Origin of the sequence: Mesorhizobium comanense, assembly GCF_005503535.1 — a bacterium.
Lineage (GTDB): Bacteria > Pseudomonadota > Alphaproteobacteria > Rhizobiales > Rhizobiaceae > Mesorhizobium > Mesorhizobium comanense.
The window spans coordinates 18338-45239 of the sequence record NZ_SCNN01000017.1; the positions used below are offsets into that span (position 1 = coordinate 18338).

Annotated in this window: 23 protein-coding genes; 9 read left to right on the plus strand and 14 right to left on the minus strand. The window is 64.5% G+C overall.

Features of this window, described 5'->3' with window-relative positions:
• Position 1 precedes the first annotated feature (1 nt).
• From FFS37_RS24740 to FFS37_RS24750, 3 genes are read right to left on the minus strand one after another with little or no spacing between them, the layout of a single operon-like run.
• Positions 2–1786: a hydantoinase B/oxoprolinase family protein gene (locus tag FFS37_RS24740; protein WP_210240474.1), complete on the minus strand. Its 1785-nt coding sequence runs from the start codon at positions 1784–1786 to the stop codon at positions 2–4.
• Between the two features lie 27 nt (positions 1787–1813).
• Positions 1814–3886: a hydantoinase/oxoprolinase family protein gene (locus FFS37_RS24745; protein WP_137933597.1), complete on the minus strand. Its 2073-nt coding sequence runs from the start codon at positions 3884–3886 to the stop codon at positions 1814–1816.
• A gap of 52 nt (positions 3887–3938) precedes the next feature.
• Entirely contained in the window at positions 3939–5303 is a 1365-nt protein-coding gene (locus FFS37_RS24750) for a purine-cytosine permease family protein (protein ID WP_137933598.1), read from the minus strand.
• 319 nt (positions 5304–5622) lie between these two features.
• Here FFS37_RS24750 and FFS37_RS24755 point away from each other — a divergent pair, with 319 nt between their 5' ends.
• Positions 5623–6120: a hypothetical protein gene (locus FFS37_RS24755; RefSeq protein WP_137933599.1), complete on the plus strand. Its 498-nt coding sequence runs from the start codon at positions 5623–5625 to the stop codon at positions 6118–6120.
• Between the two features lie 142 nt (positions 6121–6262).
• Positions 6263–6514 carry a DUF982 domain-containing protein gene (locus FFS37_RS24760; RefSeq protein ID WP_137933600.1) on the plus strand — a complete coding sequence of 84 codons (252 nt, stop codon included), beginning with the start codon at positions 6263–6265 and terminating at the stop codon, positions 6512–6514.
• A 248-nt stretch (positions 6515–6762) separates the two neighbouring features.
• On the opposite strand, the gene FFS37_RS35830 is transcribed toward FFS37_RS24760, so the two are convergent.
• The 9 genes from FFS37_RS35830 to FFS37_RS24800 form a co-directional block, all read right to left on the minus strand.
• A complete protein-coding gene (locus tag FFS37_RS35830) occupies positions 6763–6930 on the minus strand; it encodes a hypothetical protein (RefSeq protein ID WP_171026402.1) in 168 nt (55 codons plus the stop codon).
• A 116-nt stretch (positions 6931–7046) separates the two neighbouring features.
• Positions 7047–7298: a DUF982 domain-containing protein gene (locus tag FFS37_RS24765; RefSeq protein WP_137933601.1), complete on the minus strand. Its 252-nt coding sequence runs from the start codon at positions 7296–7298 to the stop codon at positions 7047–7049.
• A gap of 124 nt (positions 7299–7422) precedes the next feature.
• Entirely contained in the window at positions 7423–7572 is a 150-nt protein-coding gene (locus FFS37_RS24770; protein WP_137933602.1) for a hypothetical protein, read from the minus strand.
• 100 nt (positions 7573–7672) lie between these two features.
• Positions 7673–7957, minus strand: coding sequence for a PRC-barrel domain containing protein (locus FFS37_RS24775; protein WP_137933603.1), 285 nt, complete (start codon positions 7955–7957; stop codon positions 7673–7675).
• Between the two features lie 203 nt (positions 7958–8160).
• Complete coding sequence (locus FFS37_RS24780) at positions 8161–8484, minus strand: DUF2934 domain-containing protein (protein WP_137933604.1); 324 nt, start codon at positions 8482–8484, stop codon at positions 8161–8163.
• Positions 8485–8679: 195 nt separating this feature from the next.
• A complete protein-coding gene (locus tag FFS37_RS24785) occupies positions 8680–9201 on the minus strand; it encodes a DoxX family protein (protein WP_137933605.1) in 522 nt (173 codons plus the stop codon).
• Between the two features lie 552 nt (positions 9202–9753).
• On the minus strand, positions 9754–10251 hold the full coding sequence (locus tag FFS37_RS24790) for a tetratricopeptide repeat protein (protein ID WP_232375758.1): 498 nt from the start codon (positions 10249–10251) through the stop codon (positions 9754–9756).
• Between the two features lie 201 nt (positions 10252–10452).
• On the minus strand, positions 10453–11424 hold the full coding sequence (locus FFS37_RS24795; protein WP_137933606.1) for an MBL fold metallo-hydrolase: 972 nt from the start codon (positions 11422–11424) through the stop codon (positions 10453–10455).
• Positions 11425–11535: 111 nt separating this feature from the next.
• Positions 11536–11784, minus strand: coding sequence for a DUF680 domain-containing protein (locus tag FFS37_RS24800; RefSeq protein WP_137933607.1), 249 nt, complete (start codon positions 11782–11784; stop codon positions 11536–11538).
• A gap of 216 nt (positions 11785–12000) precedes the next feature.
• Between FFS37_RS24800 and FFS37_RS24805 the strand changes: the two genes are divergently transcribed.
• The 4 genes from FFS37_RS24805 to FFS37_RS24820 all read left to right on the plus strand — a co-directional run bounded on the left by FFS37_RS24805 (position 12001) and on the right by FFS37_RS24820 (position 19603).
• On the plus strand, positions 12001–13812 hold the full coding sequence (locus FFS37_RS24805) for an MORN repeat-containing protein (protein ID WP_137933608.1): 1812 nt from the start codon (positions 12001–12003) through the stop codon (positions 13810–13812).
• A gap of 531 nt (positions 13813–14343) precedes the next feature.
• On the plus strand, positions 14344–18474 hold the full coding sequence (locus FFS37_RS24810; RefSeq protein ID WP_171026403.1) for a Pls/PosA family non-ribosomal peptide synthetase: 4131 nt from the start codon (positions 14344–14346) through the stop codon (positions 18472–18474).
• 62 nt (positions 18475–18536) lie between these two features.
• Positions 18537–18953, plus strand: coding sequence for a GNAT family N-acetyltransferase (locus FFS37_RS24815; RefSeq protein ID WP_137933699.1), 417 nt, complete (start codon positions 18537–18539; stop codon positions 18951–18953).
• The gene (locus FFS37_RS24820; RefSeq protein WP_137933610.1) at positions 18950–19603 is read left to right on the plus strand and encodes a 4'-phosphopantetheinyl transferase family protein; all 654 of its coding nucleotides are present in this window, start codon (positions 18950–18952) and stop codon (positions 19601–19603) included. Before FFS37_RS24815 ends, FFS37_RS24820 begins: the two co-directional genes overlap by 4 nt.
• A 276-nt stretch (positions 19604–19879) precedes the next feature.
• Here the strand turns inward: FFS37_RS24820 and FFS37_RS24830 are convergent, their stop codons facing one another.
• The gene (locus FFS37_RS24830; protein WP_137933611.1) at positions 19880–21016 is read right to left on the minus strand and encodes a KamA family radical SAM protein; all 1137 of its coding nucleotides are present in this window, start codon (positions 21014–21016) and stop codon (positions 19880–19882) included.
• A 186-nt stretch (positions 21017–21202) separates the two neighbouring features.
• Here FFS37_RS24830 and FFS37_RS24835 point away from each other — a divergent pair, with 186 nt between their 5' ends.
• Complete coding sequence (locus FFS37_RS24835; protein WP_137933700.1) at positions 21203–22867, plus strand: acyl-CoA synthetase; 1665 nt, start codon at positions 21203–21205, stop codon at positions 22865–22867.
• 101 nt (positions 22868–22968) lie between these two features.
• On the opposite strand, the gene FFS37_RS24840 is transcribed toward FFS37_RS24835, so the two are convergent.
• Positions 22969–23250: a hypothetical protein gene (locus tag FFS37_RS24840; protein WP_232375759.1), complete on the minus strand. Its 282-nt coding sequence runs from the start codon at positions 23248–23250 to the stop codon at positions 22969–22971.
• 258 nt (positions 23251–23508) lie between these two features.
• Here FFS37_RS24840 and FFS37_RS24845 point away from each other — a divergent pair, with 258 nt between their 5' ends.
• Positions 23509–24393 carry a hypothetical protein gene (locus FFS37_RS24845; RefSeq protein ID WP_137933613.1) on the plus strand — a complete coding sequence of 295 codons (885 nt, stop codon included), beginning with the start codon at positions 23509–23511 and terminating at the stop codon, positions 24391–24393.
• A gap of 578 nt (positions 24394–24971) precedes the next feature.
• A complete protein-coding gene (htpG, locus tag FFS37_RS24850; protein WP_137933614.1) occupies positions 24972–26858 on the plus strand; it encodes a molecular chaperone HtpG in 1887 nt (628 codons plus the stop codon).
• Positions 26859–26902: the final 44 nt, after the last annotated feature.

A 26902-nucleotide genomic window follows, 5' to 3' on the forward strand; every position in this document is an offset into this window, starting at 1 on the left:
ATCAGGCGAGTTCCGCCCGCCGCCGGGCGGTCGCCGCCTCGTCGACACGCATCGTGTCGGGGTCGGTGCCGGAAAACACCACGCCGTAAATGTCGTTGGCGCGCTCCAGGGTTTCGTAGCGTTCGATCACGTCGATCAGCACGCGCCTGGGATCACGCTCCAGCGGACTTCCGTAGCCGCCGCCGCCGGCCTGGTTTCCCTTCACATACTCATCCCTGCGGATGTTCAGCACGGCGATGTTGGGCAGCTCTTCCTCCTGCCCGTTGGCGCCGACCTTCCAGTGCCTGCAGCGCAGGCCGTCGCCGCCGCCGCGAACCCCCTTGGGCGGATAGACCGTGCCGTCGCAGGGCCAGATGACGTCCATCGGCTGTTCCTTGGGTCCGTAGGCCACCTCCATCGCCGGTGCGCCGCGAAACTTGCCGGCGCCGCCCGTGCCCTGCATCAGGCGCAGGAAGCGGATGGCGATGGGATGCTTGAGCTCGTCGATCTCGACGGAGTCGCGATACATCAGCCCGGCCGCGACCGGCAGCCCGTAGGTTATCCAGCCATCGGCATTGGGAGAACCCGGTCCGCCGGCATTGGCCAGGAAGAGCTGGTTCACATAGGCCGAATTGTCGGCGCGATGGTCCTTGCCGGAGACGACGGCGCAGCCCGCCCCCATGCCCAGTCCTCCCTCCGCGAGGCCCCAGCCGTCACCAAGCTCGGCGAACGCCGATTGCACGATGTTGACCAGCCTGTCGGCGACATTGGTGGTGGCGACCGAACAGCTGTGGGGAAATTTGGGGCGTCCCGCCACACAGCCGTCGCGCAGCTTCAGCCGGATCCGGCTGAACGACCCGAAGTTGCGGGGCACGGAGGTATCGAGGGCATTGAAGATGCCTGTGATGGTCGATGCGGAGGTGCACGCCTCGCTTTCGTTGAACCCGCATTCGACGTTGTCGACATTGTCGGTCAGGTCGATCTCGATGAGCGCCTTTTCCGGATCGATGTCTATCGCCACGTTCAGCGGAATGCCCTCGGGCAGGAGATCGCCGAACGGATCATGCGCCCCCGAATTCCTCAACGTCACCTTGGGCAGCGTGCGAATCGCCTGGATCATCCGCTGTTCGGAATAGGCGAACCAGTGGCGCACGAACGCCTTGATCTGGTCCTTACCGTATTTGGCGCAGAGTTCCTTCAGCCGCCGCTCGGCGATCCGCGCCGCGCCGATGCCGGCGAGGAAATCGCCGTACCACTGATCCGGGACGCGTATGCGCGAACGGCACATCCGCACGACATCCTCGACCATCTCATAGGCGCGCTGGATGCGCACCGCAGGGAAGATCAGCGCGCCCTCGGCGTACTGGTCCTTGGCTCCGGCCATGTAGGTGGTCGGCAAGGCGTTGCCGATATCGGCCTGGTGAGCCTTGGCGACCGCCGTGAACAGATGCTCGCCGTCGACGAAGACCGGAACGAGATAGGTGTGATCCCCGGCATGGGTGTTGCCGCTATAGGGATCGTTGTGCAGGTAGCAGTCGCCTTCACTCAGCTCCGCGCCGGCGAAGTCGCACATGGCCTGCGTCTGCATATGGCTGCCGAAGATGTGGATCGGCAAACCCTCGGCCGAGGCCAGCAGCCGGTTGTCGCCGGTGCAGATCGAACAGCTGAAGTCGCGCGCGCCGTTGATGACGCCCGAACGGGCCGCGCGCAGCAAGGTGTTGGTCATTTCCCGGATGATGCCGTCGATGCGGTTGGAAATGATCGCCGTCATGTATGGGTCGAAATCGATTTCTGTCATGTCGTTCATGATTTCATCCTTCGCGGGCGCGATTTATCAGGCGATTTCTAGGAGGTAGTGGCCGTTGCCGCTGACCGACACGGCCATGTCGGGATAGACGACCAGCGTCGTCGTCGATTCCTCGACGATTGCCGGGCCCTGGACGCGGCTGCCGCGCACGAGGTCGGCGGCCTTGTAGATGGGAACCTGGAGCGGCGTCTTTTCGCCGAAGAAGCAGGGCCGCACCGTCGCGCTCGGTTTCACCTGCGTGAACTCGACGCGCGGCGCCGGCACCGGCGGCTCGGACAGCGCGACCTTGAGACGGGCCTTCCAGCTGACGGTCTCGATCGGGCTGTTCGGGTCGCGCACCGCGAAGACCCTCTCATGCACGTCATGGAAAGCGCCGACATAGGCCGCGAGGTCGTCATCGCCGAAGAACCGGTCCGTCGGCAGCGGCGTGTCGAGCTCCCATATCTGGCCGAGATAGCGCGCCTCGCCGATTCGCTCTATGGCATAGGCATCGCCACGGCCCGGCAGCCTGCGGCGGAAGCCATGCAGCTTGTTCTCCAGGTCGTCGAGGACTTCGTTGACACGCACGGCGTCGAAGCGGTTGGAGAGCGTGACCAGGCTCTGCGCCTCTTCGGCGACGATGTTGGCGAACTGCATGCCCGAGGCGGAAAGCGCCGAAGCGCTGCTTGGCAGCACAACCTTGTTGCAGCCAAGCTCCTTGGCGATCAGCATGATGTTGATGCCGGCCGCGCCGCCGCCCGCGACGATCGTGCTCTCGCGTGGATTGACGCCCTCGTTGATGGTGACGTCGCCGATCGCGCGCACCATGAGGTCGCTTGCAAGACCCAGGATCCGGAAGGCCGTTTCCTCGATCGTCAGGCCGATCCGCAACGCCACGCCGTGCACGGCCTGGCGCGCGGCCTCGACATCGAGCTTCATGCGGCCGCCGAGAAAATAGTCCGGATCGAAATATCCAAGCACGACCGCCGCGTCGGATACGGTCGGCTTGGTGCCGCCGCGGCCGTAGCACGCCGGCCCGGGGACCGAGCCCGCCGACATCGGGCCGACGCGCATCAGGCCGCCATCGTCGATCCAGGCGATGGAGCCTCCCCCAGCGCCGATCGAGCGCATGTCCACGGCGGAGATGCCGAGCAGGTCGCCCGTGTAGCGGGGGCCGAGCCAGGTGTCGCGGCTGAACGTCAGCCGGCCGTCGCGCACCACGCCGACGTCGAACGTCGTGCCGCCGGTGTCGCAAACGATGACGTCCTCGCCCATGCCTTCCACGGCGGAATAGGTTTTCGCCGCGATCGGCGCCATGGCCGGGCCCGATCCCACCGTGTAGATCGGCTTCTCGATCAGGGCATCGATGCTGCTGCAACCGCCCGCCGCCGTGCTGACCAGCACTTCACCCTGATAGCCGGCCAAGCGCAGGTCGTCTTCGAGGTGGCGAAGATGCGCCTGCATCAGCGGCTTGAGCGAAGCGTCGATCGCCGTCGCCGAGGCGCGGCGATATTCGCGAACGACCGAAATCAACTGATGCGAAAGCGTATAGGGTGTTCCCGGCAGGATTTCTTCGATCAGGGCGCCCAGCTGGAGCTCGTGGGCGGGATCGGCGATCGACCAGAGAAGGCAGACCGCGATCGCCTCGAACTTCTGCTTGCCGAGTTCGCTGATCGTGCGGCGCGCCTGCTCGACGTTCAGGGGGACGACGGTCTGCCCCTCCGATCCGACCCGCTCCTCGATCTCGAACGTATGCCGCCGCGGAATATAGGGATGCGGATAGTCCTGCGAGAAGTCATGCGGGTTGAACTTGCCGCCTTCCTTGAGCACCAGAATGTCGGGAAAGCCTTCGGTGGTCAGCAGCGCCGTCTTGGCCACGGTCTTGGTCACGATGGCATTGGTCGCGCGGGTCGTGCCATAGATCAGCAGCGAGGTGTTCTCCAAGAGGTTCTCGAGCGATATCGCCATGTCCTGCGCGACGTTGACCATCGCGTTGCGCATGCCTTCGAAGATGCGGTCGGGCGTCGTCAGCGACTTGCCGATGGAGAAATTGCCGTTGCCGTCATTGACGACGACGTCGGTGAATGTTCCGCCTGTGTCGACGGAAATACGATAAGTCATTGTATTATCTCGTTTCTTGGACAGAGAAAACAGGCCTGACGCTTCGCCGGCGTCAGGCTGCGCGCTTCACGAACCAGTGGGGCTGGGCTTGCGTCAGCAGGCAGTAGTAGATGCCGGCCGCCACGATCGCGGTGGCGGGGGCCGAGAAGCTGGCGGTCAGTCCGCCCATCTGCTGCAGGACAACGCCGACGCCCGCGCCGGCGAACCATGCGGCCAGCCCGCATGGATTGAATGTCGGCACGCGGTCGCTGCGGTATTCCAGGGTTGCCCCGAACATCTTTTCGTAGCGCGACGACAGGATGTGGGTCAGGGCGACCGCCACCCAGGCGACGACGAAGATGCCTTGATAGGCCAGCGCCTGGAGCAGGTAGGAAAAGACGTCGGCGAGCATGAGGACATAGACGGCGGCGCCAACCAGCAGGGCCCACACCCATTTGGCGGACCGGGCGCCGAACAACTCGCCGAAGAAGGTCTCCATGTTGACGGTGGCGAGATGGAAATTGGCCGTGTTGATGCGCGTCTGCGTCACCCACACGAACAGCAGGCCGGCAAGCCCCATCAGTTTCAGCAGGGCAAGCAGCACCGACACTTCCGACAGCGCCCCCTGCATCGGCACCGTGGCGACCAGGAATATGCCGAACAGCCCGTTGACGATCAGCGCCATCAGATAGAAAGGCGTGCCGAAATTGATCAGCGCGTGATAGCGCGCGTCTTCCTCGCGGCCGAAGCGGGCGTAGTCGAACGTGTACATCATCAAGATCCACACGCCCATGAAGTAGACGAAGCAATCCCACCAGCCGCCGGCGGGAGCGCCCCCTGCCGGCCCGAGCGACATCCACGCATTCGAGTAGCCATATTCGGCAATGGCCATCACCACCGCCGCGACAAGGCCGATCAGGTAGAGCGGCAGCAGGACGCCGTTCAGCTTGTTGAGCCAGTTCTGGACCGAGCCCATGGTCAGCGGAACGCTGTAGAGGATGACGATGAGCGCCGCCCATTCATAGGAGATCCGCGGGAAGACCGTGCTGATCCCCACGGCGATGACCGAACCTTCGAAGACCGCGTAGTAGATGGCGGTGGCGAAGAAGATCAGCGTGGCGAGAGCCGCGCCCGCATTGCCGAAAAGGATGCGCGAGAAGAGGCCGACCGACAGCCCGGTCTTGATGGCGTAACGGGCAATGACGGCGTTGATGACGGCGTACACCACCACCGACAACAGCATGCCGATGATGGCGTTCATGGCGCCAAAACCCTGCGCGAGGGCCGCCGCGACGACGAAATAGAAAACCGCGCTCGACACCGCCCACCAGGCCATCGTCAAGGCGCCTTTCGACATGCGCTGGTCGACCGGCACGGGCCGCGTCGAAAAATCGGAATTCTCGGATTGAGTGGTATCGGAACGAGCCGTTGTAGCCACAACTGTCTCCCATTGGTGCGTTGCAGCTTCCGCGCCGCCCTCTGGAACGGAAGCCAGGAAGATCGAAGCCGCTCGGGAGCTTGTGCTCCTTCTTGGCCGGCGCCGATCAGTGTCCGGGCAGACTATTCCGATTGCGCGGCGCCAGTTTTGGACGAAAGCGCCCGATTTCTTGGATTCCAGCGGCCGGCGCGGTGACAGGACGCGCATGGTTTCAACGCACACGGGCCAATCGCTCGCCCCTCCCACCCCATAGAGTCCGAGAACCCACCTATGCTAGCCTCCACCCGGCCGGCTAGAGCCCGGATCCGAGGGGCGCGTCATGTTGGATCAGTGGAGCAACTTCTTCGTCATGGTGGGCGGCGGCGCGGCGGGGCTTGCCGGGCTGATCTTCGTCGCCATCTCGATCAATCCCGAACGCATCGTGCGCAACACGACGCACAAGAACCGGGCCATCAACATGCTGTCGGGCTTCAGCGCCATTTTCATGGCCTGCAGCCTGGCGCTTCTGGGCGGTCAGTATCTGCCGGCGCTCGGCCTCGAATGGCTTTTGCTGTGGCTCGTGGCGACATTCATCTTCGTCAGGGGCTATGTCGTCGCCATCATGTCGGGGATGAGTTCCATCGGGCTGACCGTGCCCCGGCTGGCGGGCGGCACGATCTGCTACCTGGCCGAAGTCGCGGGCGCGTTGCTGCTCGTTCTCGGCCGCACCGTCGGCCTTTACATCGCGGCGCTCGGAACCATCGTTTTGTTCGCCTTCCTGATTTCGGGCGCGTGGCTGCTGATCATCGGTATCTACGAAGAGCCGGCCAAGGGATGAGCCGCGGGCCAGGCGCGGCAACAGCCAATCTCGATGTCCACGAAACCGGCAGCAGGCCGCAATGTCCGGGGTGCCGGGGATGAAAAGCATTCCGGCTGTCGATTTGCCTGGCTAAATCAGCGCCGGCGCACTATCTACAGCGATGAGCAATCCTCGATTTGAAAATCCCATCCTCGTCCAGGCGGACTCCGCCGGGGGCACTTTCGAGATTGCGGATGTCCAGACCTGCAACGACTTCCTGTTGCGCCGGTGGCCCGGCAAGCGCGGCGACAAGCATCGGGCGGCGCTGCAGGCCTGCATGGACACGGCTTCCGGAAAGAAGCTTGCCTCGAATGCCCGAAAGGCTTTCTGGGCCGCGGCCCGCGAAGCAGGAATTCTGATCAATCCCGTCTGACCCTCTGGGCGTTCATGCGCCGCTGAGGATGTATATCCCCAGCCGAGACACGGCCTCACGACGCTGCTACTTCTGCGGGGGCGCAACGCCGGTCGGCATGAAGTTCTTGCTCTCGATATCGACGATCCCACCGCAATTCAGACATTCCATCTGACAGTGGGAGCGTATCCAGCCAACGCGCTTCTTGGCCTGATGTGAGCACCAGGGGCACTTTACATCGATTTCGAAGCTGTCGCTGGAGCGCGTCGTCATTGCTCGCGGCTTACATCGGCCTCGGTTGGAGCACTGGTCTCTTCCTCGCCGGGAGAGAGCGTTTTTGCCTTCGTCGATTTCGATGCGAGCTTCGCTTCTTTCTTGGCTGCCTTGAGCTTGTCGCGCTGGCTGCGTTCGTACTGATAATTCGGCTTGATCGGCATTTACAATCCTGTCCTGGGCTAGTGGTCGGTTCGATGGGCGCAGAGCCCATGGTGCGACGAGCCCTTCCAAATGAAGGTAGAACCGGATGGCTGGAGATACTCCGATACGGCTTGCGTCAGAGAATCTCGAGAGTCCGGTCGTAACAGATGCCCGCTTCCTTCAGCGCAGTCAGAAAGGCCAGGCTGGCCTGATCGATTGCGCCGTCTCCGTCGCAGCACTTCATCGCGTCCGTCCAGGCCGGACCGTCATGTCCAGGCCATTGTTCAAACAGGAAATCGGAGGCCTGCCGGAAGGATGCGATGATCACGAAGCCTGTGGGGCCGGGAATATAGACCACCACGGGGGTTCGCAATTTTTTGATATCCATCTCGCATCGTACGCCGCATGGCGTGGAAAGACGAGCCCCGTGCGGGAATTCTTCGCCCGAAGCGGCTCAACGGCGTGCATGACCCGTCATCGACAAGGTCCGCCGTGCCGATACGCGCTAACCCTCAATGCCGCTTGAAATATTGCACCTCGCGCTCATGCTTCTCGGCCGCCTCGCGCGTTTCGAATGTTCCCAGGTTGCGCCTTTTGCCGGTCTTCTCGTCCTTCTTGCGCGAGTAAAGCCGGTACTTCCCGTCCTTGAGTTTGCGGGCCATCGCTCTCTCCCTTGAAAACGGAGACAGGCCCGGCTGTGCCGGGCCCGCCGCCTGATCTGTCGCGACCGCTTGAGCAAGACTTGCCCCGCGCCGCGCGGCATCAATCCCGATGCGCGGGCATGGCCTTCAGCTGGTCCTTGGTCCAGTTGGTCACGGCATGCACATCGCCATCCTCGTCGCGCATGAAGTCGAGTTCGCGCGCGGCGACGGCGACCGGCTTGGCGCCGATGCCGAGGAAACCGCCGACATCGACGATCACCTGGCTGCCATGCAGATGGTCGACCGAGCCGATCTTCTCGTCGTCGGGACCGTAGATGGTTGCGCCTTCCAGCGTGTCCGGGGTCAGTTCGGCGTCGGTCAGCCTGATGTGGTTGGTGTGGTCCATGGGCGCATCTCCTGTTGGGTTGGACAGGAGGAACCTGCGAGAGCGACAACGGTTCCGGAGAAGATAGCGGGACTCCGGGAAAGATGGTGGCGAGGATCGGCGTGCCCTGGCAGGCAACTGTCGCGCCCGCCCACCCGATGAATCACTGCATCATCGGCTCGCCCGAACATATTGTTTTTAAAACGCCTTCGGAGTTGCGGCGCTCAGCGCTTGCGCTTGGCCTTCAATGCGCGCGCGGCGGCCTCGATCGCGGCGCGGTCGGTGCCGAGGCGGTCGATCAGCTCCTGTGCCTGGTCGCCGGATATGCCCGTGCGCATGGCCAGGTCCTCGACCGCGAGCACGTCGGTGCCGGCGATCTCGCGCGTCTGCGGCAGGGCATCGTCAGCCGTCAGCGGCAGGGCGGCTTCCCTGTCGATCTCCATCGCGGCCTGGTGCCAGTGGCGCTCATGGTCGCCGTGGGCGCCGCCTTCGCGCTGCCAGATGGCGTAGGCGCGGTCACGGATTCTGTCGTTGCGGTCGTCGCTCATGTCGGTTCTCCCTTGTGTGGGGGAGGAACGCCGGGTTGGTGGGAATGATCCCAAAAATTTGCGTGATTGGCGGGGAAGCGGGGGTGACGAGGGTGGCGTTCTACGGCGCCCCCCCTCTGGCCTGCCGGACATCTCCCCCACTTTGGGGGGAGATTGGCAGCTTGAGCGCCGGCTCTTTCCTTAAATGCTGGAGATTTATACCGGCAGTCTCACATCCACTGACATGTGGTTTTCCACCGCCAGCAACGCCCTGACCATTTCCTTGTCCTGCTGGCGCTTTTGCAGATAGCTCACCACAAGCCAATCCAGCGAGAACTTGCCGGCGCCGACGGCGGCGAGCACGAACATGCCGCCTGATATGGCCAGATCCTTTTCGAAATTCAAAAGTTCGGTCTGGCTGGCGAAGTTGGTGTGGAACAGCGTGGCCGTGGCCAGGCAGAACAGGCCGAGCCCTATGCCGCCCAGCCGCGTCAGCAGCCCCGACGCCACCGAGAGCCCTGCCCCCAGTTGCAGCGCGATGGTGGCGACGAACAGCGGCAGGCCGACGCCTTGCGCGGCCATCGCCTTGGCGGCGCCGTCGAAATGGGTGGCCAGCGTCACCCCCTCATGCAGGAAGATGAAGGACATGAGCAGGCGGCCGGCAAGCAGCGTCACGTCCCTGATGTGGTATTTCGCGACAAGGCCGGTAACCTTCGCGGCAATCTGGTTCGGTGTCATGGGTCAGCCTCCAATTTTGGTATGAGGCAAGCGCCGCCCGGCCACGGGGACGCGCGGAAACGACGCTTGCCGGATGTGGTGTCCAAAAAGGCCGGAGCCGGTCTGAGGGAGAGGTGCCGGCTCCGGCAATGGGCGCCAGCCACGAGCGCCCGATCTTGTGGGAACAGGTCAGCGTCGAGGCCCCCTCATCCGGCCGCTTCGCGTCCACCTTCTCCCCATTTCATCTACGGCATGCATGCATTTCCAGGCTGTTGGCCGTTTGCGGTAGCGTGCGTGGCAACTTGGCGGATGCATTGTCTTGTGCCGCGCTGGTCGACCCCCACTCCGTCGAGCTTCGCTCGACACCTCTCCCCCGATCGACGGGGGAGAGGAAAGGCGCCAGGTCTTTTGCGCTGAGGCCTGTCCTCTATGGCTCCCTTCCTTTCCCTCCGGAGGGGGGGAAAGGTGGCGCTGCGAAGCAGCGACGGATTGGGGGAACCACATCGCAATCAGCCCTCGAACCGATCAGTCAGGGCCAATCACACGAGATGCTCGCATAGCGCAGTCACGGCTTTACTTCGTCACCTTGGTGGCGATGGCCTTCTGCAGGTCCTCGAGCTCCTCGCAGCCGGCGGGACACAGTTTCTGCAGCGAGGCGAGCTGCTCGTTGGCCTTGGCCATGTCGCCGGTCTCGACATAGAGCTCGCCCAGATATTCGCGGGCGGCCTTGTGGTCGGGCTTCAGTTCCAGCGCCTTGTTGTAGTAGGTGAGCGCGGTGGCGAAATCGCCGGTCTTGCGCAGCGTGAAGCCGAGCAGATTGTAGACGTCGGCCTGCTGGTTGTCCTGCGCGAGGTCGCGCAGGTCGGCCAGCGCGCCCTTGTAGTCCTTGGCGTCGATCTTGGCCTTGACGGCGGTGAGATCGGGCGCATCAGCGCCTTCGATGTCGTCGACCGCATAGGCCGGCATGACCGTGGCGACCGGAACGACGGTCAGCACGGCGATGGCGCCGAGCAGGCCGTAGAGGGCGTGCTTGCCCATGAATTTCTGTCTCCCCATGAATCTCTGTCTCATTGTCTTTCTCGCTTGGTTTGGGTTGCTAGCGTCGAGAGACCGTTTCGAAATTCGCTCTGGCGAGTCATATGATGGTGGTTTCGAGAACCGGAGCGCAGCGGACGTTCGGGTCCGTGAGCTCAGTTCTATTGCGACGCAATAGAACGCGGAAGCGCAGAAAACGCCTTCAGATGGCCGCCAGAGTAGAGTTTCCAAACGGTCTCAAACTTGAACCGGTGTGAAGCCGTAGGCATTGCCGTCCTTGACGAAGACGCCGGTGCCGGGGAACGGGAAGTGCGAACCGGAAATGCGGATGTTGTCCGCGATCACCCGGTCGATGATCTTGTGGCGCGTGGCAATCGCGGTGGGCCCGTCCTGGTCGTAGCTGCCCTGCCACTCCGGATGCGGCGCCAGCAGTGCGGGCACATACATGGTGTCGGCCGAGACCATGAACTGCTCCTTGCCGGAATTGGCCAGATACACCGAATGTCCTGGCGTGTGGCCCGGCGCGGCGATGATCTGGATGCCGGGCGCCACCTCGGCGCCGTCCTCGACCAGTTTCCAGTTCTTCCATTTCGGGAAGTTTTCGGCGATGCGCTTGCCCGCCGGCTTGCGGCCCTCGGGCAGTTTCGCGAGCCGGCTCGGGTCGGTCCACCAGTTGTATTCGGTGGCGTTGACGATCAGCTCGGCATTCGGGAACACCGGAGCGTTGGTGCCCTTCTCCATGAGGCCCCAGACATGGTCGGGGTGGAAATGCGAGATCATGATGGTGTCGATCGCCTTGTAATCGATGCCGGCGGCGGCCATGTTGGCCGGCAGATGGGTGGCGTTGGTCTGCCACTGGCCGACGCCCGAGCCCGCATCCATCATGATCAGCCGGCCGCCCATCTTCAGCACCACGACGGTGAGCGGAATGGGCATGAAGTCGGTGGTCAGCCCCGCCTTGGCGAGTGCTGCCTTGGTGTCGTCGACCGAGGCGTTGGCGATGAAGGCCGGGTCGTGCGGCTTCTTCCAGATGCCGTCATAGATCGCGGTCACCTCGATGTCGCCGACCGTGTATTTGTAGAAGCCGACGGTCGGTTCCACCGGCGTCTGGGCAAAGGCGGGGCGAGTGAATTCGAGCTTGCCGGCCAACCCGAAGGCGGCAGCGGCGGCGGCGGTTCCAAGCAGTGTGCGGCGTGTCATGCTGAACATGGGCGTTCTCCTGTTGTGGTGAAGGGGGGTGACGGAGGGCCTTGTCACGAGGCCCTCCGTCCTGATCGCGGATTGGGCCGGGACCTTGAGGGCTGTCCGGACCCCGTGAATTCAGTTCCCCATGCCCAGGATGGGCGGGCCGAAATCATCCGCTTCAGACTGGGCCGGCGCCGGGCTGGCGCTGGTGGTCGTGGTGGCGACCTTTTTGTGGTGCGCGGTGTAGGGGATCGAAGCGGTGGCGGTGCTGTCCACATTGGCGACGGGCTGGCTTCCAGCATTGGCGCTGAAATGGTCGGAGCCGGCAAAGGCGGAACTCGAGGCAAGCAGCATCGCAGCCACGCCGAGAGCGAGCTTGGTCATTGGGATAATCCTTGTTTGTCCTTCAGGGGTCGCGGGCCGCTGGATTGCCCCGCTTGCAGTGAAGACCCGTGGGCGCCGCGCTTTATTCCCGGGCGGCTGCAGATTTTTTGAAAAAAGTTTCAGAGCCGGCGATCGGCCGGCCGCGGCCGGTCTGGCCCACGCCCTTGACTCGCGGGAGCGATTGCCTAGCAATCAGCTCCGGGTGGGGATCTACAGATGATTGCACGAGCAGCTTCTTTGGCCGCGCTCGCGGTGATGGCGGCAACGATCGACGCCGCCGGCGGCGACTATCTTCATCCCTCACCCCATCCGGCGTGGGACAGCCGCGTCCAGACGATCTATGACGCCGCCTCCCGGTCGGTCTCGCGCAAGACCGTGCGCGTCTGGGACCCCTCGCCCGAAAAAGGCCTGGACTTCATCTGGGACCCGGATCCGCAACTGGCCGATGGCGGCCTCTCGCCCGACGGGCTGCCTTCGGGACGGGGGCGCCTGCAATGGCGCATAGGCGGCTCGCCCTCCTACAATCCGGCGACGGTCTTCGCCACCTATATGGGCTCGCTCGTGCGGGGCAAACCGGAGGGACATGGCCGGCTGGAGCTGCGCACGGGCGAATATCTCGACGGCGAATGGCTGGATGGAGCCCCCGAGGGCACGGTGCTGTGGGTGGACGAGGCCGGCAACCGGTATGAGGGGCGCATGCGGCGTGGCGTGGCGGATGGGCCGGCGCGCACCGTCTCGACCAATGGCGAAATCTTCACCGGCACTTTTCGCGACGGTGTCCGTGACGGGACGGGAACGACGCAGCTTCCCGGCGGCACGACCTACCAATCCGCCTGGCTAGACGGCCGCGAGGTCGGAGCCAAACGCCCCGATCTTTTCGCCGACGCCAGGATGGGCGGCCTGTTGAAAGCCGGAGCCAAGTCAGGCCAGGCGGCCGGGTTCTCCATCTCGGCGGCGATAGACGAGCGCATCAACCTGGAATCGATGGATCTAATCCGATACGAAACCGCCCAGTCGACCGACAAGATCGAACTCTACCCTAGGTCTGACTACATGATGAATTTCTGGAAAAGCGGAACCGATATAAATATTGAGGATCATGCTTTCTTTGGTGTTGAGTGGGAAAATTACTTTGCTTTCCTTAAGGTCGATCTCACCTCCACCGACAATAAGAAAGGCAAAATTGCCAGCATGTCGCTTGATTTTTCAGAAAGTGAAGAATTCAAGAAACCGATGCTCTCTATTTATCCCGACGTGGGGTGTGAGGGATTCAGCCCGCAATTCACGGTGCTAAATCAAGGTTGGGGCAGAGTTCTGGAGCCGGAGTTTCAGTTTGTCTTCTCCGGTGAAGGCCAGACCTCCAAACAATTCAACCTAACCGGAATTGACGATTTTGATTCGTCTGGCAAAATTGAAATAAAAAAGTCGATCTTCGAAGCTGGAGCTGATGTGACAACCCTTGCTGTCCAGCATTTCAAATGTGAATCCGCTGGGAAACTGGAAGACTGCTCACAACAATTCCTAGCCAGTGCAAAATTGGGAGAGATCGGCAAGACAATCTCTCGGGATGAAAGCGTGATGCTGACCAACCTGGTCGGTAAGATGAGATACAAATGGAAGGATGCCAAGAATAGAATCCACGCTGAAGAACAGCCCTTCACTGTTCCCATTTCCATCGCCGCGCTTGAAATACCGGAGATCGTGGCCGAATGCGGTGCGGCGTCGGACGGATCTCCAGAGGCGGCGCGATATCAGGATGTCTACCTGCCGCTCAACCGAAAGAATTATAGTATCAGCGTACCCATGCGCGGCAACCGCGACATCGTGCACCTGACAGCTCGTTTCAAATTTCACGCAGACCGATCGTCCATCCACAAATTCCGCGTAAAGGCGAAATTCGCTGATGGAAGCGAAAGGCAGAGCAAGCCGCTGGAACTGCTTTGGTTCAGGCCGCGTCCAGATACCTTTGATTACACCGAGCCGGGCCGTAAATGCGACCCGGGCATCCAGTACAATGTCTGCCAATAGGACGCTGCGCGGCTACAGGCCGATCATCTCCGCGTAAATCCGTTTCGCCATCTCCGTCGCGCGTCTCCAAGGCAGGTGCAAAAGGGCGCCCCCCGGAACAGCGGCGGCGCACGGTCGCCGCTCAATGCCGGTGGGGCAGGTAAATCCGCCCAAAGCGGCCCCAAAACAGCCCTCAGAAACAATCCAGAAACAAAACTCAACAATCCAGAAAAACTGGCGAAAGGATCGTGTGGCATAACCATGCGGCGGCGCCGGGAATGAGCCGCGGCATAAGCTCTTTGGTTTGGTTATAGGAACAGCAACGAGATTTGAACGAATGGATGGGTGGGCCGGCCTGTTACGCCTGCGTCCCGCGTCAGTGTTTGCGATTAAGTGAAGACGGCGTGGCCGTTCCGTTTGGAAGCTTCGGTCATCCCACCTCCATCAACCAGGGTTAAAATTGCGGCGGCGGCGCCGCCGACAATGCCTGCCCAAGCGGCGGCATGATCGAGACGCGCCGTCACCGCATCGCCAGGACGAGAAAGTTTGGAAATGGATCACGGTCTCGACATAGCCGCACTCGACAGGGACACGGCACGACCAGGCGGCGAGCCCGAGGCTGGCCTTGCTGAACTCGAGATTGCAAGCGTCGCGGCGCTTGCGAGGATCGCCCGGCGTTCCCCGGCCGCGCCTGGCCAGGTTCTGACCGGCGCGGACTTCGCCAGGCATTCTCAGCCGGGCGAGCGGCTGGACAAGGTCTTCGACCAGCTGGCCGAAACCTTCGCCGCCTTGCCGGCCGTGATCTCCGACGGCCGGACCTGGACCTATTCCGAGCTCAACAGGCGCGCCAACCAGTTCGCCCGCCTGCTGGTCAAGCGCGGCGTGAAGCCTGGTCACCGGGTCGGGCTCATCCTCGACCGCTCGGCCGACACCTATGTCGCTTTGCTCGCCGTGATGAAGGCCGGCGCCGCCTTCGTGCCGCTGGCCACCGCGTTCCCGCAGGAGCGCATGAGCCTGATCATCGAGGATGCCGGCGTCAGCCTGATCGTCACCATCGCCACCTATGCGTCGCGCGCCGGCGAGCTGCCCGTTCCCCACATCCTGATCGACAGCGCTGCCGCCGAGATCGCCGCGCAGTCCGACGCGCCGCTGAAGCCTGCCAAGGCGTCCGGCCCGGCCGACGAGACCTGCTACATTCTCTACACGTCAGGCACGACCGGCCGCCCCAAGGGCGTGGCCGTCACGCACCGAAGCTTCATCAACTTCATCCATGTCGCGGCAGCGTCCTACGGCTACAAGCCGGGCGATCGCGTTTACCAGGGCATGACCATCGCCTTCGACTTCTCCTCCGAGGAGATCTGGGTGCCCTTCGTCGCCGGCGCGACCGTCGTCCCGGCGCCCGGCCAGATGCCCCTGGTGGGGGAGGAACTGGCGGATTTCCTGCGGCTGCACGACATCACCTGCATGGCCTGCAGCCCGACGCTTCTGTCGTCCATCACCAGCGAGGTGCCCGGCCTGCGCACGCTGCTGGTCGGCGGCGAGGCCTGCCCTCACAACCTCGTGGTGCGCTGGTCGAAGCCGGGCCGCAAGATCCTCAACACCTATGGCCCGACCGAGGCGACCGTCACGGCAACGATGGGCGAACTGACCCCCGACCATCCGGTGACCATCGGCGCGCCGCTGCCCACCTATTCCATCGCCATCCTCGATCCCGAGAAGCCGCAGCTGGTGGCGCCGGGCGAACTGGGCGAGATCGGCATTGCCGGCATCGGGCTGGCGGTCGGCTATCTCAACCGGACCGACCTGACGGAGCAGAAATTCATCGCCGACTTCATCGGCCTGCCCAACAACCCGTCGAAGCGCATCTACCGGACCGGCGACCTCGGCCGCATCAACGATGCCGGCGAGATCGAGTATAACGGACGCATCGACACCCAGGTGAAGATCCGCGGCTATCGCATCGAGCTCGGCGAGATCGAGGCGGTGCTGCTGGACCAGCCCGAAATCGCGCAGGCCGCGGTCACCACCTGGGAGATCGAGCCCGGCCGCGTCGAGCTCGTCGCCTATTACGCCGCCAAGGCCGGCCAGCCGCCGATCCGCCGCGCCGATCTCGCGCAGGTGATGAAGCAGCGCCTGCCGGACTACATGGTGCCTTCCTACCTGGAGGAACTGCCGGCGATCCCGATGACGGTCTCCAACAAGGTCGACACGCGCCAGCTTCCCAAGCCGACCAGCGTGCGGCTCTCGGCCGACCGCGCCATGGTCGCGCCCGGCAATGACGACGAACGTTTCCTGGCCGAGGCGCTGGCCGAGGTGCTGAAATTCGAGACCGTGTCGGTCGAGGATAATTTCTTCGACGATCTCGGCGCCAACTCGCTGCTGATGGCTCATTTCTGCGCCCGCGTGCGCACCAGGAAGGAATGGGCCACGACCTCGATGCGCGACATCTACCTCTATCCGACGGTGGCGCGCCTGGCCAAGCATCTGGGTGTGGCGGAGGAGATGACCATCGCCACCACCGAGCGCGTTCTCACCCGGCAGGCGTCCAACCTCGCCTACTGGAGCTGCGGCGTGGCGCAGCTCATGTTCTACGCGCTCTACAGCTATGCCTCCCTGTGGGCGATCAATCGCGGCCTCAATTGGGTCTATGACGCGCTCGACGAGCCGCTGAAGCTTTACATCAGGTGCGTCGCGCTCTCGGCCGGCGTTTTCTTCGGCATGACCGGCTTCGCGGTTCTCGCCAAATGGGTGCTCGTCGGCCGCTGGCAGGCGGAGACCTTCCCGATCTGGGGCCTGCGTTACTACCGCTTCTGGGTCGTGAAGACCCTGATCCGCACCGCGCCCGTCGTGCTGTTCCGCGGCAGCCCGCTCTACAGCATCTATCTCAGGCTGCTTGGAACAAAGCTCGGGCACAATGCCGTCATCGAATCCAAGTCCGTGCCGGTCTGCACGGATCTGATTTCGATCGGCGACCGCACCATCCTGCGCAAGGAATCGATGATCCTCGGCTACCGCGCCCAGGCCGGCTATATCCACACCGGACCGCTCACCATCGGCAACGATGCCTTCGTCGGCGTCGGCTCCACGCTCGACATCGACACGGCGATCGGCAATGGCAGCCAGCTCGGCCATTCTTCCTCGCTGCAGCGCGGACAAAGCATTCCCGATGGCGAGCACTGGCACGGATCGCCGGCGGTTCCGACCACGGCGGACTACTGCAAGGTGCGCAACGTCAATCCGCCGCGCATCCGACGCTTCCTCTACGAGGCCGTGCAGCTGATCGGCCTGTTCGCCATCGTCACGCCGCTGCCGCTTCTGTTCCACTCCTATTGGGAGAATGTCGGCGACGACTATCAGGAGACGATCGGCTTGGTCGCCATCGGCACGACGGTGACCGTGTTCGGCTACGTCGCCATCGCCTTCCTTGCCGCCACGGTGGTGCCGCGCCTGTTCAGCCTGATCCTGAAGCCCGGCCGCACCTACACGCTCTACGGCTTCCGCTACTGGCTGCAGAGCGTCGCCGAATTCTCCAGCAATTCGCGCGTGCTCGGGCTGGTGTTCGGCGACAGTTCGGCCATCGTCCACTACATGCGCGCCATCGGCTGGAACCTCAACAAGGTGGTCCAGACCGGCTCGAACTTCGGCTCCAACCAGCAGCACGAGAACCCGCTCCTGTGCGAGATCGGCACCCAGACCATGGTGTCGGACGGCCTGTTCATGATCAACATGCACAAGTCCGCCTCGGCATTCCGTCTCGAGCCGACCCGCATCGGCGAGCGCAACTATCTCGGCAACAACATCTATTATCCGCCGGATGGGCGCACGGGCGACAACGTCCTGCTCGGCACCAAGGTGATGGTGCCGATCGACGGCCCGGTGCGCGAGAATGTCGGCCTGCTGGGTTCGCCCGCCTTCGAGATTCCGCGCATGGTCAACCGCGACAAGGAACTCATCGCCGGCGTCGACGAGGCGGACCGCCGCCAGCGCATCCCGCTGAAGAACCTGCACAACCTGGTGACGATCCTGCTGTTCCTGGCCACGCAATGGGTGATGCTGTTCGCCACGCTGGCGATCTGGGACCGCGCGCTGAACTACTACACGGAATGGGCCGAGATCGCCCTCTTCGTGGCGGTGCTGCTGACCTCGGCGATCACCATTCCGTTCTACATCTTCGTGGAGCGGGCGAGCCTCGGCTTCCGCAGGCTGAAGCCGCGCATCACGACGATCTACGACGTCACCTTCTGGCGCCATGAACGCCACTGGAAGCTTGCCGACTCGCCGGTCGTGCGCCTGTTCGCCGGCACACCGTTCCGGCCGATGATCCTGCGCATGCTGGGCGTCAAGGTGGGCAGCAGAGTCTATGACGGCGGCGCCAACCTGACCGAGCGTTCGCTGGTCGAGATCGGCGACGACGCCACGCTCAACGAGGGATCGGTCATCCAGGCGCATTCGCTGGAAGAAGGCGCCTTCAAGTCGGACTACATCCGCATCGGCAAGGGCTGCACGCTCGGACCGTCCGCCTTCATCCACTATGGCGTGGTGATGGGCGAAGGATCGATGGTCGATGCCGACGCCTTCGTGATGAAGGGCGAAGTGCTGGAGCCGAACTCGATCTGGCGCGGCAACCCGGCCAAGCTGCATCGCTTCGTGGAGCCGGTCAGCGAGGGTGCCAAGGCATCTTGAGCGACAGCTCGCGCGGCGCCGTCGATATCCGCCTCTCTCCCGTGACCAGGGCCAACCGGGCCATGGTCACGGCCCTGCGGCTGGCCCCCGGGCAGGTCGATTTCGTCGCCAGCAACGCGGAGTCCCTGCGCGAGGCCAGGTCCGATGAAGATGCCCGGCCGCGCGCCGTCCTGGCCGGGGATCAGGTCGTCGGGTTCCTGATGTACGATGCTCCCGAAGACGACGACGAAGCGCGCATCTACCGCTTCATGATCGACCGCGCCTGGCAAGGCCGGGGCTACGGCAAGGCGGCGCTGCGCGCCGTGCTGGACGAAATCCGCGGGCTCGGCCACGTCAGGCACGTCTCGATCTGCTATGAACCGGAGAACGAGGCCGCGCGGCAACTCTACCGCGCCGCCGGTTTCACGGAAGAAGGGCTGGACGAGGATGGAGAAATGATCGCCGATCTCGTCCTGTCCGGACCCGCTGGAAACCGATGACGTCAGGCCTGGTTTCAGCCGAGGAGATCGCACTCGCCCGCGCGATGGCCGCCATGGCCCCGGCCGGCGTGCGCACCGGATGCCGGCTGATCCGCGAAGACGACGAGGCGCATCTGCTGCCGGCCGAGGCGCGCTCCATGCCCGCGCGCCAGCCGGCGATGCGGCGGGCCAGCGGCGCGGCGCGGCTTCTCGCGCATCGGCTGCTGGCCGATATCGGCTTCGACGGCTTCGCCCTGCTGCGAACGCCTTCCGGCGCCCCGGCCTGGCCGGGTGGGATAACGGGTTCGCTCGCGCATGACGACGACATGGCCGTGGCGGCGGTCGCGGCCATTGGCGATGTCGGCTCGCTCGGCATCGATGTCGAGCCGGCACTGCCCCTGCCCGACGACCTTTTGCCGATCGTTGCGACGCCGGCCGACCGGACAGGCGCGGTCGACGAACAGCTTGCCGGACGCCTCCTCTTCGCCACCAAGGAAGCGGTCTACAAGGCCGCCTACCCGCTCGATCTGGAAGTCCTCGGCTATGAGGACATCACCGTCGATCTCGGCTCCGGCCGCGCCACGACGAGGACGGGCCGCGAGGTTAGCCTCGCCTATTGCGTTGCTCCGCGCGTGGTCGTCTTGGCTTTTGTCGGTGGCGACGGGGTTTAGCGTCGGCGCGATTGCTCTGCGTCATGCGTTCCTGGCAGAGCGCGACGGTCTTTAACGCAAGCGCTGCCCCTCACCTGCCTGCCGGCATCCTCTCCCCGTATAGTGACGGGGAGAGGGACGCTGTCATCCCGGGCTTCGCCAACTGTCAGCCTTGGAAAGAATGCGCCGGCATCGCGGCCAGCCCCTCTCTCCCCGTCACTATACGGGGAGAGATGTCCGGCAGGACAGTGAGGGGCAGCGCCAACGCTGGCCATATCCGGCGGAAGCATTCCGGCATCACGAGCCGGCAGTCGGATCTTTCGAAGACCGGTTGTCCCCGGCGCCGACGATCTCCCGATAATCCCTGGCCTCGCCGTCCAGCCCGCGCAGGCGCCAGTGCTCGCCGTCATGCGCCTCGACGTGGCAAGGCCCGAGCGGCACCTTGCCGCCGCCTTCGGGCAGGTCGATGACATAGACCGGATTGCAGATGCCCGACAGCCGCGCCCGCAGCGCTTCCACCAGCGCCTGTCCCTGCGCGATCGTGGTGCGCCGGTGCGCCATGCCGCGCGCCAGATCGCCATGGTGCAGGTAGTACGGCTTGACGCCGAGCCGGTACATCAGTTCGCGGCACAGCTCCTCCAGCGCCTCGACACTGTCGTTGACGCCCTTGAGCAGGACGCTCTGGTTGAGCAGCACAAAACCTGCCTGGCGCAGCAACCGGCACGCTGTCTCGGTGGCCGGCGTGATTTCCCGCGCATGGTTGAAATGGGTGACGACCGTGACCATCAGCCGTCCCTGCAGTGCCTCGACCAGCCCTGGCGTGATGCGCGACGGCAGCGCCACCGGCACGCGGGTGTGGATGCGCAGCAGCCGTACATGGGCGATGGCCTCGACGCGTGCGCGGATTTCTGCGAGCGCCGCATCGGGCAGCGACAGCGGATCGCCGCCGGTCAGGATCACCTCGCGGATTTCGGGATGCGCCGCGATATAGGCCAGCGCCGGCTCCAGCGCCGCGCGCGTGTAGCCGCGACCGATCGAGGTCAGCGATTCCTTGCGGAAGCAGAAGCGGCAGTAGACCGCGCATTGATAGGTCGGGAACAGGAGCACCCGGTCCGCATGGCGATGCGTCAGCCGCGGCACCGGGCTGAACGCGTGATCGCCGATCGGATCGTCGAGCTCGCCCTCCGCCGCGTCCAGTTCCGCCGGCGAAGGGATGATCTGCGCGCGGATCGGATCGGCCGGATCGTTCCAGTCGATCAGGTCGAGATAGGCTTTCGGCGCACGCACCTTGTGGTGCGCGGCGGCTTCCTGCGCGGCCGCGCGTTCGCCTGATGACAGCGGCAGGCGGTCGAGGTCGCGCACATGGCGCACGCCCTGGCGGACATCGTCCTGCCAGGCGGCATCGGGTTCGTTCTGTGTAAGCGTCTCGGTCATTCACGGGCCTTTTGCATTCGGGCCGCTGGATACAGCATTGGAACGAAAGGCTGAAGGCCTTTGGTAACGAAGCGCCGCTTTAAAAGGCGGCCGGCCTCTCCGTTGCCCATCGCCGCCTTATGATGCCATTGTCCTTCCGACCGCGCGCCATGGGGAGATGGCGTGCCGCCAGGGAGGCCAGGGAGGATTGCCATGACCACGACCGACGCCGGTCTGCCGCGCCATGACGACGCCGTCGCGCGCTTTCGTATCGAAGACGAGATCGCCCGATTGCAGGGTGACCCGGCAACCGGCATCAACGCCTATGTCGAATGCTGCGCCCGCCATACGGGCGAAAACCGGCTGGCGCTGCGCGCGATCTCCGCCGCGGGTGAACTCAGCGAATTCACCTTCGAGGATCTCGACGCCCTGTCCGGCCGCGCCGCCAACCTGCTCAAGGCGGCGGGCGTCGGCCCCGGCGATGTCGTCGCCGGCCTTTTGCCGCGCATTCCCGAACTGGTGGCGCTGATCCTTGGCGGCTGGCGCATCGGCGCCGTCTACCAGCCGCTGTTCACCGCCTTCGGCCCCAAGGCCATCGAACATCGCCTGGGTTATAGCGGTGCGAAGCTGGTGGTGACCAATCCCGCCAATCGCGGCAAGCTCGACGAGATCGCCGGCCGCCCGCCGGTCGCCACCATCCTCGGCGCCAGCGACGCCCTGGCTGACGGCGACATCGATTTCCGCGCGGCCCTTGCCGCCTCCTCGCCGGACTGCGCGCCGGTCATGCGGCGCGGCGAAGACCTGTTCATGATGATGTCGACATCGGGCACGACAGGCCTGCCCAAGGGCGTGCCGGTGCCGCTACGCGCCCTGCTCGCCTTCGGCGCCTATATGCGCGACGCGATCGGCCTGCGCCCCGACGATATCTTCTGGAACATCGCCGATCCCGGCTGGGCCTATGGCCTCTACTACGCCATCACGGGGCCGCTGCTGCTTGGCATCGCCACCACGTTCAACGAAGGTCCCTTCACCGCCAAGAGCACCTATGAGGTGATCGAGCGGCTGGGCGTCACCAGCCTTGCCGGCTCGCCCACCGCCTTCCGCCTGCTGCTCGCCGAGGGACCAGAAGCCGCCGCCCGCATCAAGGGCCGCCTGCGCGTGGTGAGCAGCGCCGGCGAACCGCTCAACCCGGAAGTGATCCGCTGGTTCGACGCCCATCTCGCCGCCCCAATCCACGACCATTACGGCCAGACGGAGAACGGCATGATGGTCAACAACCACCACGGGCTGGCGCATACGGTGCGCGCCGGCTCGGCGGGCTTTGCCATGCCCGGCTACCGCATGGTGGTGCTGGACGAGGCCGGCAACGAACTCGGCCCGAACCAGCCCGGCATCCTCGCCGTCGACATCGCCAGGTCGCCGCTGCGCTGGTTCGACGGCTACCACCAGGCCGAGACGCCGGCGATCGAGGGCGGCTACTACCGCACCGGCGACACGGTGGAATACGAGCCCGACGGCTCCGTCTCCTTCATCGGCCGCGCCGACGACGTCATCACCTCATCCGGCTACCGCATCGGGCCGTTCGATGTCGAAAGCGCGCTCATCGAGCATCCCGCCGTCAACGAGGCGGCGGTGGTCGGCGTGCCCGACCCGCAACGCACCGAGATCGTCAAGGCCTTCGTCATCCTGACGCCGGCTTTCCAGGGCAGCCCCGAACTCGCCGAGGAACTGGCGCAACATGTGCGCAAGCGGCTTTCGGCCCATTCCTATCCGCGCGAGATCGACTTCGTCAGCGAATTGCCGAAGACGCCGAGCGGCAAGATCCAGCGCTTCCTGCTGCGCAAGGCCGAGGTGGAGAAGCGCAAGGGGTAGTCGGGCCTCATCGATTGGTGCTCGATCGCGCTTTCACCCGCAACGCGCACCTCGGTTATCCGGCTGTTCGAGGGTGTGGACGCCTAACGCCGTGACCGAACTCAATGCGTCGCGCCGTTGACGGCGTGCAGCAGCTGCCAGGTCGAGTCGACCCGCCCATCGAACTGCGCGGCAAAATGCATCGCGGCGTCATCCTCCAGCCCGTCATCGACGAGCGCCTCGACGCTTCTGCGCATCAGGGCAAGCTGCATCCGCCTGGCATGCTCCCGGTCCGCCTCTCGCATGATTGCGGTCACGTGGTAGGCGACGACGGGCTGGCCGAGGCACGACAGCAGCGCATTGGCCTCGGACGTTACAGCGGTAACCGCGTCTTCGATCTTCATTCCGGCGCTCCACATCAAGAATGATGCTGACGCCTCCCCGTAGGCCGACGGTGGTCCGTCGCTTTTTCTTTTCGGCTTCGGCCGGTCCCGTTGGACGGCCTCGCTTCGACACGAACACTATCCGTCAAATTCGATTCAAAGGCGACCGGATAGTTAATTGTTGGTTAATGCGCGCGCCGGCGCCCTTGCCGCGCAATCGCCGCAAAGCTGCCGGATGGCTGGCTCACCCGAAGCATCACCACGAGGAAAGGTTCTGTCATGCGGCTGGTCTGGACGCTTCTGTTCGCGCTGGCGAGCGGCACGGCTTTGGCGGCTTCGCCCGAAGACGATTATATCGCCGCGCGCGACAAGGCGATCGCCTCGATCGCGGCCATGGAAAGCGCGAACAGCCCGGTGGAAACGCTGGACGCGGCCAATGAAAAGGCCCGCGCCGACCTCGAAAAGCGCCTTTCCGATCTTCTCGGGCCTTTCACGGTCAAGGATTTCCCCGCCGCCGGCACGATCAACATCGAAAGCCTGAGCTCGTCGGATGTCGGCTTCGGCATGCTGGACGGACTTCGCCATGGCACCGATGACGGTCCCAGCATCGTGGCCTCGACACGCGGGCTGGTCGAGCGCTGGCTGAAATCGCGCGCGGCCGAGACGGAAGCCGACCTCAAGCTGCCGACGAATTTCGACGCGGCGCTGAAGCTCGACGCCTTCTACACCCAGGCAATCGGCAGCGACGCCGCCTTCACCGGCACGCTCGATCTTCCCCTGAAGAAGCCTGAAGGCGCGGATATGGCCATCGCGCGCCTGGGCGGCTGGGCGCAGGATATCGGGCCGAACTACGACCAGGAGGTCGTTGTCACGGTGGTCAAGGGCAACAGCGTCCTCATCGCCGAGGCGCCCGCCAACCCCGCCATCCCCAAGATCGCCGCCTGCGACGCCGTGTGGAGCGCGGCGGACACCGCCGCCCAGAAGCTCAGCAAGCAGGGCGCCGACGAGAGCGACGAAAGCACCTCCGACGCGGCCAACGCCGCCTGGGCGAAAGGCGACAGCGACTTCCGCGCCTGCCTCGGCAAGAGCCTGCCCGGCAACCCTGCCTATCCCACGCTGCTTGCCCAGGCGCAGGCGCTCGCCGACCAGATGGCGGGCAAGTAAGGAGCCGGCCGACAAGCTGCCGATCTCCCCCCTCGTGGCAGGGCAGAGGGGGCGAAGGAACGTGACCCCAGCCCATCTTGGGTCACTCGCCCCCGCAAGGTGGGCTGGGGGATCCACAGATCGTCTATGACTGGCATGACTGATCGGCTTCAGTAGTGATTGCCAGGTGGTTCTCCCAATCCGTCGCTGCTTCGCAGCGCCACCTTTCCCCCCTCCGGAGGGAAAGGAAGGGAGCCTTGCTGGACAAGCGTCGAGCGCAGAAAGCCTGGCGCCTTTCCTCTCCCCCGTCGATCGGGGGAGAGGTGTCGAGCGAAGCTCGACGGAGTGGGGGTCGACCCGGCGCGGCATATGACAATGCATGCCGCCACGCACCCTCTGGCCTGCCGGCCATCTCCCAACGAGGGGGGAGATCGCAGTTCCGCCGCCGGCGCCCCCCTTGTCGCCTTCGCATCGCGTCACGATATTGTCGGCGCGCTGGCCTTGCTGAATCCGGTTGCCGGCGCAATTGAAAATGGTTGAACAGCAAACCCGGATCGTGCATGGCGCGGCGGGCGGATGAGAAGCGTGGGAAAAGCGGAATGACGACAGACACAAAAGCAACCGAAACAAGGGCGTTCGAGGCTGACGTTTCGCGCCTGCTACACATGATGGTGCATTCGGTCTATTCCGATAAGGACGTCTTCCTGCGCGAACTGATTTCCAATGCCGCGGACGCCTGTGAGAAGCTGCGCTTCGAAGCCGTCAGCCGCCCCGAACTGCTGGGCGACGATCCCAAGCCCCGCATCACCATTTCGGCCGATCCAGACAGCAGGCGCATCACCGTCGAGGACAACGGCATTGGCATGAGCCGCGACGACATGGCCGAAGCGCTGGGCACCATCGCCCGCTCCGGCACCCGCGCCTTCATCGAGCGCGTCGGCTCGGGCACCGAGGACACGCAGCTCATCGGCCAGTTCGGCGTCGGCTTCTATTCCGCCTTCATGGTGGCCGACCATGTCGACGTCATCAGCCGCCTGGCCGGAAGCGAGGAAGCCTGGCGCTGGTCGTCCGACGGCAAGGGTTCCTACGAGATCGCCCCTGCCCCGCTCGAAGCCGCCCCCGCACGCGGCACTCGCGTCGTGCTGCACCTGATGGAGGACGCGGCCTCCTACACCACGCCTTACCGTCTCGAAGGGCTGGCCAAGTCGCAGTCGGGCCATGTGCCGGTGCCGATCACGCTGGTCGAAAAGCCTGGCGCGGAGGCGCGCGACATCGCCGACGGCACGGCACTCTGGGTGCGGCCGAAGAGCGAGATCAAGCCCGAGGAATACACCGACTTCTACCGTGGCCTGTCGGGCCAGTATGACGAGCCGGCCGCCACCATCCATTTCCGCGCCGAGGGCCGCCAGGAATACTCGGTGCTCGCCTTCGTGCCGGGATCGCGCCCGTTCGATCTCTTCGACCAGGATCGCAAGGGCCGCATGAAGCTCTATGTGCGCCGCGTCTTCATCACCGACGATGCCGAGCTTCTGCCGCGCTATCTGCGCTTCGTGCGCGGCCTGGTCGATTCCGCCGACCTGCCGCTCAACGTCTCGCGCGAAATGATCCAGGAGAGCCCGCTGCTGGCCTCGATCCGCAAGGGCCTGACCAACCGCGTGCTTGGCGATCTGGCCAAGCTCGCGGAAAACGAGGCCGAGACCTATTCGAAAATCTGGGACAATTTCGGCGTCGTCCTCAAGGAAGGGCTCTACGAGGATTACGAGCGGCGCGAGCAATTGCTGAACCTCGCCCGCTTCCGCTCGACCGCTTCGGGCGAAGGCTGGCGCGGCCTCGCCGACTATGTCGGCGCGATGAAGGAAGGCCAGAAGGCGATCTTCTTCATGGCTGGCGACGACCGCGCGCGGCTCGAAGCCTCGCCGCAGCTCGAAGGCTTCAGGGCGCGCGGCATCGAGGTGCTGCTGCTCACCGATCCTGTCGACAGCTTCTGGGTGACGATGGCGCCGGATTTCGACGGCAAGCCGTTCAAATCGGTGACGCAGGGCGTGGCCGAGCTTGCCGACATTCCGCTGCTCGACGAGGCGAAGCAGCCCGACACGGCGGCGGCGCCCGAGGTCGACGGCTTCCTCGCCTTCGTCAAGACCGCCCTTGGCGACGCCGTCTCGGACGTGAAGGCATCCGACCGGCTGACCGAAAGCGCGGTCTGCCTTGTCGCGCCCGAGCATGGCCCGGACCGCCAGTTCGAGCGGCTGATGAACGCCGCCGGCCGCCTCGACAAGGCCGCCAAACCGATTCTCGAAATCAACCCGCGCCATGAGCGCGTGCTGGCGCTCGCCAAGCTCGGCGACGACGAACAGGCCTTCAAGGACGACGCCGCGCATCTGCTCCTGGATGAGGCGCGCGTGCTCGACGGCGACAAGCCGGAGGATGCCAGGGCGTTCTCGCAGCGCCTTGCCCGGCTGATCGCGCGCGGCCTGCCGAAAGGCTGAGCCGCGCTCCGCCCGCGCTGGCATCGCAAGGCGGAACTATAACA